At 70.1% G+C, this 13,481-nt stretch carries 13 protein-coding genes; 9 read left to right on the plus strand and 4 right to left on the minus strand.

The genetic code is table 11. From position 1 onward, the window contains the following. The 4 genes from JWN68_RS08050 to JWN68_RS08065 form a co-directional block, all read left to right on the plus strand. Positions 1-648, plus strand: a 648-nt coding sequence (locus JWN68_RS08050; RefSeq protein ID WP_297737280.1) for a replicative DNA helicase, incomplete at its 5' end; no start/stop codon positions are given. Positions 649-1,087: 439 nt separating this feature from the next. Beyond that, on the plus strand, positions 1,088-1,318 hold the full coding sequence (locus tag JWN68_RS08055) for a hypothetical protein (protein WP_297737283.1): 231 nt from the start codon (positions 1,088-1,090) through the stop codon (positions 1,316-1,318). A gap of 583 nt (positions 1,319-1,901) precedes the next feature. After that, positions 1,902-3,419, plus strand: a complete 1,518-nt coding sequence (locus JWN68_RS08060; RefSeq protein WP_297737286.1) for a lysyl oxidase family protein — start codon at positions 1,902-1,904, stop codon at positions 3,417-3,419. A gap of 136 nt (positions 3,420-3,555) precedes the next feature. Further along, entirely contained in the window at positions 3,556-5,895 is a 2,340-nt protein-coding gene (locus JWN68_RS08065; RefSeq protein WP_297737289.1) for a hypothetical protein, read from the plus strand. Between the two features lie 225 nt (positions 5,896-6,120). Here JWN68_RS08065 and JWN68_RS08070 read toward each other — a convergent pair whose 3' ends face one another. Next, positions 6,121-6,765, minus strand: a complete 645-nt coding sequence (locus tag JWN68_RS08070; protein WP_297737292.1) for a hypothetical protein — start codon at positions 6,763-6,765, stop codon at positions 6,121-6,123. Positions 6,766-6,893: 128 nt separating this feature from the next. Between JWN68_RS08070 and JWN68_RS08075 the strand changes: the two genes are divergently transcribed. Further along, positions 6,894-8,459 (plus strand): peptide chain release factor 3, encoded by a 1,566-nt coding sequence (locus tag JWN68_RS08075; protein ID WP_297737297.1) that lies wholly within the window; start codon positions 6,894-6,896, stop codon positions 8,457-8,459. Between the two features lie 28 nt (positions 8,460-8,487). On the opposite strand, the gene JWN68_RS08080 is transcribed toward JWN68_RS08075, so the two are convergent. Continuing rightward, positions 8,488-9,174 (minus strand): hypothetical protein, encoded by a 687-nt coding sequence (locus tag JWN68_RS08080; RefSeq protein WP_297737300.1) that lies wholly within the window; start codon positions 9,172-9,174, stop codon positions 8,488-8,490. Positions 9,175-9,249: 75 nt separating this feature from the next. Between JWN68_RS08080 and JWN68_RS08085 the strand changes: the two genes are divergently transcribed. The 4 genes from JWN68_RS08085 (at position 9,250) to JWN68_RS08100 (ending at position 12,388) form a co-directional block, all read left to right on the plus strand. Further along, entirely contained in the window at positions 9,250-10,566 is a 1,317-nt protein-coding gene (locus JWN68_RS08085) for a cation:proton antiporter (protein WP_297737303.1), read from the plus strand. Between the two features lie 10 nt (positions 10,567-10,576). After that, positions 10,577-11,443 carry an aldo/keto reductase gene (locus JWN68_RS08090; RefSeq protein ID WP_297737306.1) on the plus strand — a complete coding sequence of 289 codons (867 nt, stop codon included), beginning with the start codon at positions 10,577-10,579 and terminating at the stop codon, positions 11,441-11,443. 65 nt (positions 11,444-11,508) lie between these two features. Beyond that, entirely contained in the window at positions 11,509-12,102 is a 594-nt protein-coding gene (locus tag JWN68_RS08095; protein WP_297737308.1) for a class I SAM-dependent methyltransferase, read from the plus strand. Between the two features lie 151 nt (positions 12,103-12,253). Beyond that, positions 12,254-12,388, plus strand: a complete 135-nt coding sequence (locus JWN68_RS08100; protein WP_297737310.1) for a hypothetical protein — start codon at positions 12,254-12,256, stop codon at positions 12,386-12,388. Positions 12,389-12,400: 12 nt separating this feature from the next. On the opposite strand, the gene JWN68_RS08105 is transcribed toward JWN68_RS08100, so the two are convergent. Then, positions 12,401-12,805: a hypothetical protein gene (locus JWN68_RS08105; RefSeq protein WP_297737313.1), complete on the minus strand. Its 405-nt coding sequence runs from the start codon at positions 12,803-12,805 to the stop codon at positions 12,401-12,403. A 113-nt stretch (positions 12,806-12,918) separates the two neighbouring features. Then, positions 12,919-13,356 carry an Hsp20 family protein gene (locus tag JWN68_RS08110; RefSeq protein ID WP_297737316.1) on the minus strand — a complete coding sequence of 146 codons (438 nt, stop codon included), beginning with the start codon at positions 13,354-13,356 and terminating at the stop codon, positions 12,919-12,921. Between the last annotated feature and the right edge of the window lie 125 nt (positions 13,357-13,481).

Consider the following 13,481-nt stretch of genomic DNA (forward strand, 5'->3'; position numbering starts at 1 on the left):
TCGATCCACAACAACCTCACCAGCTGCTTCTTCAGCCTCGAGATGACGCGCTCGGAGATCATGATGCGCCTGCTCTCGGCCGAGGCGAAGGTGCCGCTCAACCACATCCGCAACGGCACGATGCGCGACGACGACTGGGAGAAGCTCGCCCGCAAGATGGGTCAGGTCTCCGGCGCACCGATGTTCATCGACGACAGCCCCAACATGACGATGATGGAGATCCGCGCCAAGGCGCGGCGGCTCAAGCAGCGTCACGACCTCAAGCTCATCGTCATCGACTACATGCAGCTGATGAGCTCGGGCAAGAAGGTCGAGTCCCGCCAGCTCGAGGTCTCGGAGTTCTCCCGCAACATCAAGCTCCTCGCCAAGGAGCTCGAGCTGCCGATCATCGCGCTCTCCCAGCTCAACCGTGGCCCCGAGCAGCGCGGCGACAAGCGCCCGATGATGAGCGACCTCCGCGAGTCCGGCTCGCTCGAGCAGGACGCCGACATGGTGATCCTGCTCCACCGCGACGACGTCTACGAGAAGGAGTCGACCCGCCCCGGCGAGGCCGACCTGATCGTCGCCAAGCACCGCAACGGTCCCACCCGCGACCTGACCGTGGCGTTCCAGGGGCACTACTCGCGGTTCGTGGACATGGCGCACTGATGCGGGCCGCAAGTTGGCGGGATGCGGCGAAGCCCGTCTCTGCCTGTGACAAGCACGGGGCTGGACGGCCTGGTGGACCGCTGTCTCGGACTCGTGGGTTCGCGTCAACCTCGTGCGCGCAGAGGCGTCGGATTGACGAGGTGGCAGTCGACGAACATCCGCCATGCGTAGGGCGGAGCATTGGCCAAATTTGTAATTACGACAATGGTATTCGCCGCTTGCACTCTGCTCGATGAGCGCCAGACTAAAGCCCCCAGGGCGCCACGCGTCATGGGAAAACTGAAGAGAAATGAGAGTTGGGACGAGCGCGACAACGCTCGTCCCAACCAGAGGCAACTACGTCGCCGTCCATGCAGTCGTCAGCGTAGAGCCTCTGAGCCGCTGACCCCAGTCGGGGTCCAACCAGAGGAGAAATATGTCGAACCATCACCGCTGCAAGGTGAAGCTCATCGGCCACTCGTGCGACCACGATCTCTGTGTGTTGATCAAGAGAGCAGTACCCCCGGAGCTTCGGTGCGTCGAATCCCAGCCCGCCGGCTATGGCGGTGGTGGCGGCGCGATGTGCGGCTGCCGAGTACCTGACCACCTGTCAGATGTCATCGAGCGCGAGCTTCGCGACAACCTGCAGGAGTCGAAGCGTCGCGGCTTCGTGACCATCCCGGCGGCCTGACCGAACACCACCTCGAGACCAGCTGACTGTTCAACTCGCGAGGGGCCCTCGCTACGGCGAAGGCCCTGCGTCACGACCGGGGACCTCAGGCGATGTCGTCGAGCTGCAGGAGGGACGCAAACGGTGGATGTGGAAGGACGTACATCTCGTCACGCCGAAGGGCCGGCACTGACGAGGCGCTGGGCGAGAGCCGAGGACCTGGCCGAGCGCGTGACCACGCTGTGACAGGGTGCGCCACTGTGACCTGGGACTGGCAACGCCTGAGCGACGTCGTGCGTCGGCTCAAGTGTGCCCGCAGGGGAGTATGCCGTCGGCTACGGACTCTCCCGCGATCGTGCGTCCACTACGGACCGGGTAGGGCTTCTCGTCACCGAGACCGGCTGGCGCCCGCCGCCGTCAGTGGCGGGTTCGCCGTAGCGGGGGAGCCGCCCGGTGAGCCTCGTGGCGGACATGCCGAGGGCTGAGCCGGAACGGGCGTCCCCGGTCTGGACCACCAGCCCGCACCGCAACCGATCTCTCGCCAGGGGCGTCTATCAGGACGTGACCCTTTCGTCGCCTCAACCGTCCTGACCAGGAGCACATCGTGCAGTTCCGTCCCGCCCTAGCAGCCCTTCCTCTCGTCGTCGCCGCCCTCGTGGCGCCCGGCGCCCCGGCGTCCGCAGCTCCCGCGTCCGCAGCTCCCGCGTCCGCGGAGAAGGCCGTGAGCAGCAGCCCGGTCCGCCTGTGGATGCCGTCCAAGGTGGTGGCCGATTCGTGGGGCCGGCAGGTGCGTGCCAACCTCGGCGTCCAGCTCATCGCGCAGAACGCGCCCTTCGAGCTCTGGTCCACCCGCGCCGACTACGACTCCCCGATCGTGACCGAGTGGCGGACAGCCACCGCTCGCGTACGACTGCCCGAGGGCACGATGACCAACTTCCGGGGCCTCAACCAGTTCCTGACCCTGACCGTGTCGGAGCTGGACGGCAAGAAGGTCTACAAGGACTCGCGCAGGGCGTGCCTGGCCTCGTGGATGCCGCAGCGGCTCTCGCCGACGGCTGTCTCGCGGTCGCCGTACCCCAACTTCTGCGCCTACCACCCCTTCACCCTCGGGTCCGTCCAGGGCATCCCCCAGGACTACGCCACCCCGCTCGAGGTCAACACCAGGCTGCCGCTGGCGCCCGGCCGCTACCACGTCCAGGCCACCATCAAGCCGGAGATCGCGGCCGCACTGGGCGTCTCCAGCGCCGACGCGACCGCGACCACGAACCTCGTCGTGCCGCGGGCGCAGCAGCCCAAGCACCCGGGTCACTCCCACCTGACGGAGGGCCACGGGCGTACGGCGCAGCAGCCGGCCTCCCGGTTGCAGGCCGGTGCACGCCCGAGGGCCCAGCGCGCCGGCGCGCCCGCCGGACCGCTGCCGGACCTGCGCTCGCTCCCCTCGTTCGCGATCGAGCTCAACCCGAGCCAGACCCAGCTGCGGTTCGGCGCCACCGTCTGGAACGCCGGCAGCTCGGCGCTCGTCCTCGACGGATTCCGCAACACCGACGACGAGTCCAAGATGGACACCTTCCAGTACTTCTTCGACGCCGAGGGCGAGCAGACCGGCCACCAGCGTGTCGGCTCGATGAAGTACCACGGTGCCAACCACAACCACTGGCACTACGAGGACTTCGCTGAGTACAGCCTCGTCGACGCCGACAAGGTGACGGTCGGGGTCTCCAAGAAGATCTCCTTCTGTCTGGCCAACACCGACCCGGTCGACCTCACCCTCCCCGGCGCCGACTGGCTGCAGGGCCCGGACGACCTTCACTCGGTGTGCGGCGACAACACTGCGCTCTCTGTCCGCCAGCAGCTCTCCGCCGGGCACGGTGACACCTACATGCAGTTCCAGGCGGGTCAGGCCATCGCGATCAGCGACGTGCCCAACGGCACCTACTACCTCAAGGTCAACGCCAACCCGTTCGGTCGGCTGGTCGAGAGCGACGTGACGAACAACGTGTCCTATCGCCTGGTCCGGCTGGTCGGCAAGACCGGCCAGCGTCGGGTCGTGGTGCCCGCGGTCGGCCGGATCGTGGAGCCGGCGATGAACGGGCCCGTCGGACCCATGCCGATCCCGCGCTGATCGGCCGGCGACACACGAGTGAGTAGCCGCGCTCACCCAAAGTGCTGCAGGAGCGGGCACACTCCGGGGTGGTCGACAACACCGAGACCAGACTGGCGTGGCCCGCACCTGCGGGCATATGGAGGAGCGTTCCGACGTGACACAACTGCTCGCATTCGGATGTCCCAGCTGCGGGACCTCGCTCACGGTCGGGACGACGACCTGCGGGCGCTGCCGGCTCCGGCTCACCGGCCCCGACGCCGTCCGGCTCTGGGAGGTTGACCAGCAGATCGGTGCGCTGAGCGCCGAGCGGAAGGTCCTGATCGGTGCCCTCAGCGGGTCCGGAGGCCTACCTGCCTCGAGTGCGTGGCTGCCTGCCCCGGGCGACCGGACGCAGAACGCGTTCGCCGGTTCGGCGCCGGGGCCGGCGCCGGCGCCGTACGCGCCGAAGAAGTCGCTCTCCGGCCAGCAGCTGCTGCTCGGGCTCGGCGCGTTGCTGCTGTTGTCGGCCGCGTCGTTCTTCCTGCTCGTCGTCTGGCTCGTCGTGGGCGTGGTCGGACAGGCGCTGATCATGATCGCACTGACCGTCGCGGCCGTGAAAGGCTCGATATGGGCCACCCGTCGCCGGCTGCCTGCTGTTGCGGAGACGGCCGCGGTCATCGCGACCGGGTTCCTGTACCTCGACCTGTCGGGAGCACATGCCCGCGGCCTCTTCGGGCTGGATGTTCTCTCGTACCCCGACTACTGGGTCGGCGCCTCGGTGGTGGGCGGCGCCCTGCTGGTCGGCTGGGACCGCTTGGTTCCCCGTCTCCGCGACGGCGTCGCGACGCGACGGATCCTCACCTACCGTGCCGCCGCGGCCGTGATGTTCGCGGCCGTCCCGTGGTTCGTGGTCGCCTCAGCACTTCCGGAGCGGGCCTGGCTGTCGGCCGCGATGCTCGTCGTGGCCCTGACCAACCTCGCGTGCGGTCTCGTGGCGATGAGGGTGGACGAGCCGACTGCCACCCCGACGCCGGGGTCCCTCGTGCCCGACGCGGCGGCCACCCCGCTGCGGCTCCCCCTCTCGGCGCGCGTGCTGTTCGCGTCGGCGGCCGTCGCGACGGTGTTGTACCTCTTGTCCGGTCTCGTGACCGGCTACGACCCGTACCTGCCCACCGCCGAGCGCTACTGCGCCTTCGCGCTGCTGATGCTCGTCCCGGTCGCCCTGGCTGTGCTGTCCACCCGTGCCGCCTCCCGGCTCACCACTCGGGTCGACCCCGCACGCCCTGGGATGATCCCGGTGGCTGCCGTCGCGTGGGCCGCTCCCGTCCTCGCCATCCCCCTCATGGACGCCACCTACCCGGTGCTCGTCGCCTTGTCCGTGCTCGTGGCGATCGCCGCGACGTGCGTCCACCTGGGGTTCGTCAGGCCCGCCACGGAGACCGCGGAGCGTTGGTTGCAGGCCCTGTCGGTCGCGGCGTACGTCGCCCAGCCGGTGCTCTTCGCGGTCGTCGCCCTGCTCGTGCTCACCGAGCACGTGTCACTGCGCGTCATGGTCGCGCTGGACGAGCTGGCTGACACGGTCCAGGACCCCTCGGTCCTGTGGATGGTGGTCCCTGCGGCCGTGTGGGCCCTGTCCTCGACCGTCGGCGCGGTACGCCGTCGCTCGGCCACGTGGGCCTTCGTCGCCGAGGTCGCCCTGCTGTGCGCGCTCGTTGCCGGGCTCTCCGCGAGCGACGCGCAGACGTGGATGACCGTCCTGCTGATGGCGTTCGCCGCCAACGTCGCGCTGGCCTGCGTCGCGGTCCGCCGGGGCTCGTACGCCCTGGCTGCCCGGGCAGGGGCCGGGGTCCACGGCGACCCGTTCTGGGCGGGTGTCGACCGGACGGCGGTGCTCTTCGGTGCGGTCCACGTGTTGGGTGCCCTCGCCTCGACCTTCGAGCTCTCGGCGCGCCACCAGTCGTTCGTCCTCGTCGCCGCGGGGGTCCTCACCCTCGTGTACGCCGCCGCCCCGACCCGGCTCCCGTTCGCCTACCTCGGCTCGCTCGCCATCTCGGCCGGCACCGCCAACCTCATGCGCGAGGCAGGCGTGGAGACCACCGAGGCGTACACCGCGCCCCTGGCGCTGCTGCTGGCTGCCATCGGCTTGGTGCAGTGGACCCGCCACAAGACGCTGCCCACCTCCCTGACGATGGGCCCCGCTCTGGCCGTTGCGATGGGGCCCTCGCTGCTCACCTCGTTGGGCGACGGCGACGAGCTGCGCCTCGCAGCCGTCACGATCGCCGCCATCGTCATCCTGCTCGTCGGCCTGGCGAACCGCTGGCAGGCGCCGGTCACCGCGGGTGGACTGGTCCTCGTCGTCGTCGCCGTCACCCAAGGTGGCCCCTACGTCGCCTACGTGCCGGGCTGGATCACCCTGGGTGCCGCCGGGGCGGCGCTGCTCACTGCTGGCGTGGCCTGGGAGATGGCCGTGGTCGCGGGTCGCCGCGCCACGACTTGGTACAGCTCGCTGCACTGACGGTCCGTGCGGCACTGCGCAACCTGACTGACGTCAGTCAGGTTGCCTTGAGGGCCATTTCCTCGTCCCACCAGTCACCTCCGCGGGGTGGCGAGCCAGCGGCGCGGCGTGTCGCGGCGTACGGCGACGCGAACTGGCCCCGCTTCGCCGGGACTCAGGCTCGCAGCCCGCCAGCAGCACCGCGAGGGAGGTCGGCGGTCACGGGGGAGGATCCTGCACTGTCGCTCAGCCGGCTCCGCCGAGGGGGACGACCGCGATCTCCTCGAAGACTCGCGAGGTGTCTCCGAACGAGAGGCCCAGGAGCGAGAACCGCGTGACCTGCCACTCCATCCCGACAAAAGCGGCGGTGTCGAGCTCGAGGCGTTCTCGGAGCGACACGTCGTCGTCGGCCTCGACGGTCGCGACGGGGAACTGGGGGTGGAAGATCCGTCGGTCGAGGAAGAAGCGCTGGCTCTGCGCCACGGCCAGGACCTTGCGGAAGATCGTACGGAGGCCGTCGACGTCCCCGCCGAGCTCAGCGGTGATCGTGGGTCGCGGGGTCGTGGTGGCCAGGACGAGCGCGCTCACGTGGACCACCGGCGCCGGCCAGTCCCAGGCATCCACACCAAGGGCCAGGCCGAGCGTCTCGATGTCGTCGGTGGCGACGTTGCCGAAGCGGGTGAGACGCACGAACGGCTGTTCGGCGGGGACCACCGCAGGCACGACCTCCGGTGGGGATGCCTGCTGCTTCGTGGCGCCGCGAGCCAGGCGTTGGAGGAGGCCGGTCGGCGCCTCCTCGACCTCACGTGGAGCGAATCGAAGGCCCTGTGCCGCTGCAAGCGCTTCGGCGTACACCTCCGGGGGAGGGACGACGGCGGACTGCAGCTGCATCGGTCACCTCACTGTCGTGGATATGAGCGGTCCATTCCACTCTAGGACCACACGCGTGTGCACCGCGGGACTTGGGCCCCCGAGCGCTGATGCCGTGTGCGGAGCGGTTCGCGGGTAACTTGCGGGGAGTGTCCGACAAACGCCGCCGCCGTACCTTCGCAGTGATCAGCCACCCCGACGCCGGGAAGTCCACGATCACCGAGGCACTGGCGCTTCACGCTCGGGTGATCACCGAGGCCGGAGCGGTGCACGGCAAGGGTGGGCGCCGGGCGACCGTGTCGGACTGGATGGACATGGAGAAGGCGCGCGGCATCTCGATCACGTCGGCTGCCCTGCAGTTCGTCTACCGGGACCACGTGATCAACCTCGTCGACACCCCGGGCCACAGTGACTTCTCCGAGGACACCTACCGCGTGCTCTCGGCGGTCGACTCCGCCGTGATGCTGGTCGACGCAGGCAAGGGGCTCGAGCCGCAGACGCTGAAGCTGTTCAAGGTCTGTGCGCTGCGAGGGATCCCGGTGATCACGGTGATCAACAAGTGGGACCGGCCGGGATTGGCGGCCCTCGAGCTGATGGACCTCATCGAGCAGCAGATCAAGCTGCGCCCCACCCCGCTGACCTGGCCGGTCGGCGAGGCAGGCGACTTCCGTGGCGTGCTGGACCGGCGGACGGGCGAGTTCGTGAAGTACACCCGCACGGCGGGTGGAGCCACTCGTGCGCCCGAGATCCGGATGCCGGCCTCCGAGGTGGAGGACAAGGACGCCGACGTGTGGGCCGCGGCAGTGGAGGAGCACGAGCTCCTCTCGGCCGACGACGCCGACCACGACCAGGAGCGCTTTCTGGCGGGCGAGACCACCCCGGTCATGTTCGCCAGCGCGTTGCAGAACTTCGGCGTCGCGCAGCTGCTCGACCTGCTGCTCGACCTCGCCCCGCCGCCCGGCACCGTGCTCGGGGTGGACGGCACACCACGCAACGTCGACGACGACTTCAGCGCCTTCGTCTTCAAGGTCCAGTCCGGCATGAACGCCTCGCACCGCGACCGGTTGGCCTACGCCCGCATCGTGTCCGGCGACTTCGAGCGCGGGATGATCGTCACCCACGCCGCCACCGGCCGCCCGTTCGCCACGAAGTACGCCCAGGCGGTCTTCGGCCGAGAGGTCACCTCGATCGAGCGCGCCTATCCCGGCGACATCGTCGGCTTCGTCAACGCGCAGGCGCTGCGCGTGGGAGACACCGTCTACGCCGGGGACCCGATCGAGTTCCCGCCGGTGCCTACCTTCGCGCCCGAGCACTTCATGACGGCCACCGCCAAGGACATCGGGCGCTACAAGCAGTTCCGCCGAGGCATCGAACAGCTCGACCAGGAAGGCGTCGTCCAGGTGCTGCGCTCCGACCTGCTCGGTGACCAGAGCCCGGTGCTCGCTGCCGTCGGTCCGATGCAGTTCGAGGTCGTCGAGGAGCGTATGGCGAACGAGTTCAACTCGCCGATCCGGTTGTCCTTGCTGGACTACAAGGTGGCTCGGCGGACCGATGCGGACGGTGCGGCCGCCCTCGCCGGCGCGCGCGGGGTCGAGGTGCTGCAGCGCTCGGACGGCACCCACATCGCCATCTTCACCGACCAGTGGCGAGCCACCGCGACGGCCCGGGACAAGCCGGACGTCATGCTCGAGCCACTGCCGGCGGGCGGCGCGTAACACCGCTGGGTCCCACCTCACGCAGACGTCAGGACGACGAGGCCACCCGCTCGGCCAGCCGCACCGCGGCGTGCGCGACCAGGCCCGCGGTGTCGGCCTCGGCCGCAGCCTCCTCCGGCACCAGCCCGCCCAGCAGCGCAGCTGGCTGCGTCAGCCAGATCCAGGCCTTCCACGGATCCATCCCCGCGGCCAGCAACGGGAGCAGGACCGGCTCAAGCTCGGGTCTGGGCTCGCCCTCCGGGGTCAGCTGGAAGGCCGGCACGAGCACGCTGCCGTCGTGGGTCACGACGAGCAGCCTGTGCAGCGACGCGGTCTTGTGGATCATGAAGCGCGCGGCGTCCACCGACGAGTTTCGCAGCTCGGCGAGCGTCTCGTAGGTGAACCACGATCCCGTCAGCAGCTCCTCGCGCAGTCGGGCCTGCCGGGCCGCCTGGACGAGCGAGACGGGCACGGCGTACGCCGGATCGTCGCCCTCCGCGTGCAGCAGCTGGTCGAGGGCCTCGAGCTGTTCGTGGGTCATGGGTTCGCCGGTCGCCGGGTCCGTCCACACGGCGACGCCGTGCTGGTCGCGCTCGAACGCCGGTAGGCCGGCCTCGGCGAGGTGGGCGGCCAGGCCCAGGCCCTCGAGCCAGGACGCGACGCCTTCGCCGATGTCACTCGGGTCACGGGGCTCGCCGGCGCGAGGATCCCGGGGCGCACCACCTGTGGAGGTCATGGCACCAGCCTGCCGCACACCGGCGACACCCGCCCACGCCGGTGGCCGCGCCGACCCGTCGGGTACACATGCCCTGTGACTGCCGACCTGGTCTACCTCGTTGCCGGGAGCAGTCTGCTCCTCGCCATCGTGCTGCCGGCGCTGCTCAATCGCTGGGCGGTCAGCGCGCCGATGGTCCTGGTGGCCGTGGGCATGGTGATCGGGCTGACCCCGTTGCCCGACGGCATGCCGCTGGACCCCCAGACCAACCGGGCGGCCATCGAGCACGTCACCGAGCTCGTCGTGCTGGTCGCGCTGATGGGCGTGGGCCTCGCACTGGACCGCCCCCTCGAGCTCAGGAATCCCACGAGCTGGCGGAAGTGGGGCTCGACCTGGCGGCTGCTCCTGATCGGGATGCCGCTGACCATCGCGGCGGTGGCGCTGCTCGGCTGGGCGGCCGGCCTGGCTCCGGCCGCCGCCATCCTGCTCGGAGCAGCCCTCGCACCCACCGACCCGGTCCTCGCCTCCGACGTCCAGGTCGCGGGGCCGCAGACCGGCGACGAGCACGAGGTGGACGAGTCCGACGAGCTGCGCTTCACCCTCACCTCGGAAGCCGGCCTCAACGACGGCCTGGCCTTTCCGTTCGTCTACGTCGCCATCCTGCTCGCGACCGAGGGCGTCGTCTCGAGCTGGGCCCTGGAGTGGGTCGGGTTCTACCTCGTCGCCAAGGTCGTCATCGGGGTGGTCGCCGGCATCGCCGTGGGCCGCGCCCTGTCCTACCTCGCCTTCCGCGCCAACACCGCGTCGCTCCGCGTGGCCGAGCGGGGTGAGTCGCTGCTGGCGCTGGCCGCGCTGATCACGTCGTACGGCGTCGCCGAGGTCGTCGGCGGGTATGGCTTCCTGTCCGTCTTCGTCTGTGCCATGACCTTCCGCTCGGCCGAGCGGTCGCACGACTACCACGCCGCGATGCACGAGGTCGCGGAGCGGCTGGAGCGGCTGCTGACGCTCTTCGTGCTCCTCGTGCTCGGCATCGCTGTGACCCGCGGGCTGCTGGAGGCCCTGGACTGGCGCGGTGTCGCCATCGGGCTCGCCCTCATCCTCGTCGTCCGTCCCGCTGCGGGCGCCCTCGCGCTTGCTGCCTGGGCGAAGCCGCCGCGGCAGGGGTGCATGGACAGGCCGGACCGGTGGGCGACCGCCTTCTTCGGCGTCCGGGGCGTCGGCTCGTTGTACTACCTCGCCTATGCGGCAGGAGAGGCGCCGGAGCTCGGGCAGGACTGGTTGTGGTCGACGGTGTCGTTCACGGTGATCGCCTCGGTGTTCATCCACGGAGCGCTGGCCACGCCGGTCATGGCCCGGCTCGACGCCAGGCACGAGGTCGAGTCCCCGGACATCACACCCAGGGCTGGGTCGTAGGGTGCGAACCATGCGCACACGCACTCTTGGAACCCACAGCGTCGGCGCGATCGGCCTGGGCCTGATGACCTTCGACGAGACCGGGACGCAGCCGCGGGAGCAGCTCCTCGACACCGTTCGGGCCGCCCTCGAGGCAGGCGTCACCCTCTTCGACACCGCGGACGCCTACGGTCCCGGAGACGAGAAGGGCGCCGACGCCCAGGGCGAGAACGAGCGCCTGATCGCCTCCCTGCTCGACGAGCTCGGCGTCGCCGACCAGGTCGTCCTCGCCACCAAGGGCGGCCACGTCCGCACCGACGGCGGCGGCTGGGACACCGACAGCTCGGCCGACCACCTCCGCAGCGCGGTCGACGCCAGCCTGCAACGCCTCGGGGTCGAGCAGATCGCCCTGTGGCAGCACCACCGGCCCGACACCAAGGTCCCCTACGACGAGGTCATCGGCACGCTCCAGGAGATCGCCGACTCGGGCAAGGTCGCCCAGGTCGGCCTCTCCAACGCCAACCCCGAGCAGATCCGCGCCGCCCACGCCGTGCTGGGCGACGCCCTGGTCAGCGTGCAGAACCAGTTCAGCCCAGCCTTCCGCAGCAGCGCCCCCGAGATCGACGTGTGCGAAGAGCTAGGCCTGGCGTTCCTGCCCTGGAGTCCGCTCGGTGGTCTCGGCGACGCCAAGGAGCTGGGGGCCAAGCACCCGGCCTTCGCCGACGTGGCTCGGGACCGCGGGGTCAGCGCCCAGCAGGTGGCGCTGGCCTGGGAGCTCGCCCAGTCCCCGTGCGTCATCCCGATCCCTGGCGCGAAGCGGCCCACCTCGGTGCTGGACTCCGCCGCTGCGGCCAACCTCGAGTTGAGCGCCGACGAGCTGGCCCGGCTCGACGGCTGAGCGGCCCGCGAGATATCCATGGACGAGATGGCTCGACACCACGCCCCGCTTCAGCCATCTCGTCCATGGATAACCTGACTGACGCGGTGACGCAGGAGATCTGGGACCTCGAAGCGGCGTCCTTCGACGACGAGCCGGATCACGGGCTGGCCGATCCTCGGGTCCGAGCCGCCTGGCGCGAGCTGCTGCTCGGCGTGCTCCCGCCTGCTCCCCGCCGGGTCGCCGACCTCGGATGCGGCACCGGCACCCTGACGCGGTTGCTGGTCGACGAGGGATACGGCGTCGACGGCGTCGACATCTCGCCCGAGATGATCCGCCTCGCGCGGTCCAAGGTGCCCGAGGCCGACTTCAGGGTCGGCGACGCGTCCGCCCCCGGGCTCGACGCTGCGGCGTACGACGTGGTGCTGTGCCGACACGTGCTCTGGGCGATGCCTGACCCGGTGACGGCCTTCGCCTCCTGGGTGGAGCTCCTCGCCCCAGGGGGCGAGGCCGTCCTCGTCGAGGGCCGTTGGGGCAACGGGGCCGGGTTGGGTGCCGACGAGGCGGAGGCCATCGTGCGCACCGCGCGGTCGGAGGTCACCGTGCGGCACCTGCCCGAGGACGTCTTCTGGGGCAAGACCATCAACGACGAGCGCTACCTCCTCACCAGCCGGAGCTGAGCCATGAGCCCCGTGCTGTCCAGCGGAGCCTGGGCGATGACCGCCTGGCGGGCGACTGCCGTGCTCGCGGTGTCCGTCGTCGCCGCGCTCGCGCGGGCGTGGTTGTGCCACGTCCCGCACCAGTTGAGGGCCGCCGCGCGGTGTCGTGGCGGTGGCTGTGCTGACGTGGCTGCGGGTCGCCCTGGTGGCCCGCTCCCTGCCGGCCGGGGGGGTCGCGCTTGCGCCGTACGCCGTGTGGATGAGCGTGACGGCGGCGTTGTCGGTCGGCTACTCGCGGCTCAACTGAGGAGCAGCGGCGTCAGGTCGTCGGTGGCGCGACGGGCATGACGTCCCAGGCTCGGGAGAGGTCCTTGAGCGTGAGGGAGACCTGTCGTCCGGCCCTGATGTCACTGACGTCATGATCGGCGGTGAGCTCGCGCCAGAACTCAGGGTGGTGCTCGCAGTGCAGCACCGCGGTGACGCGGCCGCGGATGGGCGCGTGTCGATGGGCAGCTGTGACCTGGACGTAGCGGCGGCCCGAGTCGGTCGCCTGCCAGGCCACGACGGTGGGGTCGGCCAGGGTGCTGGCCCAGGCGAGGAGCTCGGAGGGGCTGGAGACGATCGCGGTGAGGTCGCCGACGACGTCGATCTCCTGGCTGAGCCGCAGGAGCACCCCGAGCTCCCGTGCGGCGTGGTTGGGATACATCGCGAGCGTGCCTTTCATCGGCTCGGCGGGGACGCGGAGACGGTGGCGGAGGGATCGCGGGACGTGGGTCCGGCGGCGCGGCGTACGGCCGCCGGACCTTCCCCCGTTGCCCCTCCGGCCACGTGGCTGGATCAGGCCTCGATGGCCGACCGTTCGTTGCTGTCCGCGCCCTCGGAGCTGGCGATCTGGATCTTGCGGGGCTTCGCCTTCTCGGCAACGGGCACCCGGAGCCTCAGCACGCCGCCCTCGTAGTGGGCCTCGATGCTCTGGAGGTCGAGGTTGTCGCCCAGGACGAGCTGGCGGCTGAAGGCGCCGCGCGGGCGCTCGGAGGCCAGCATCTCCCAGTCGCCGTTGCGCGCGACTCGTTCGGCGCGCACGGTCAGCACGTTGCGCTCCACGTCCAGGTCGATCCTGTCCGCGGTGACGCCCGGAAGATCGAACTCGATGATGAACGTGTCCCCTTCGCGCCACGCGTCCATCGCCATCACTGCGGGACGGTTGGTGGTGCCGAGGACCTGTTGGGTGATCCGGTCGAGGTCACGGAATGGGTCTGCGGTTCGAAGCAACATGGTCCTTCCTCCTTGGCGGATGTGTCGTGTGCAACAGCTCTGATCTGTTTTTGCTGTTACAGGATTTATATAGCCCACCATCACGTACAGTTCAAGACCCGGCCGGAAATCTGCGCGGGCCCCGA

The organism is Nocardioides sp. (assembly GCF_025964975.1).
In the GTDB taxonomy this organism is placed as follows: domain Bacteria; phylum Actinomycetota; class Actinomycetes; order Propionibacteriales; family Nocardioidaceae; genus Nocardioides.

Bases quoted from the DNA above. Each gene is read 5' to 3' on its own strand.
- JWN68_RS08070 (WP_297737292.1), bottom strand. From the start codon at position 6,765: ATGCAGCTGCAGTCCGCCGTCGTCCCTCCCCCGGAGGTGTACGCCGAA.
- JWN68_RS08080 (WP_297737300.1), bottom strand. From the start codon at position 9,174: ATGACCTCCACAGGTGGTGCGCCCCGGGATCCTCGCGCCGGCGAGCCC.
- JWN68_RS08090 (WP_297737306.1), top strand. From the start codon at position 10,577: ATGCGCACACGCACTCTTGGAACCCACAGCGTCGGCGCGATCGGCCTG.
- JWN68_RS08095 (WP_297737308.1), top strand. From the start codon at position 11,509: ATGGATAACCTGACTGACGCGGTGACGCAGGAGATCTGGGACCTCGAA.
- JWN68_RS08105 (WP_297737313.1), bottom strand. From the start codon at position 12,805: ATGAAAGGCACGCTCGCGATGTATCCCAACCACGCCGCACGGGAGCTC.
- JWN68_RS08110 (WP_297737316.1), bottom strand. From the start codon at position 13,356: ATGTTGCTTCGAACCGCAGACCCATTCCGTGACCTCGACCGGATCACC.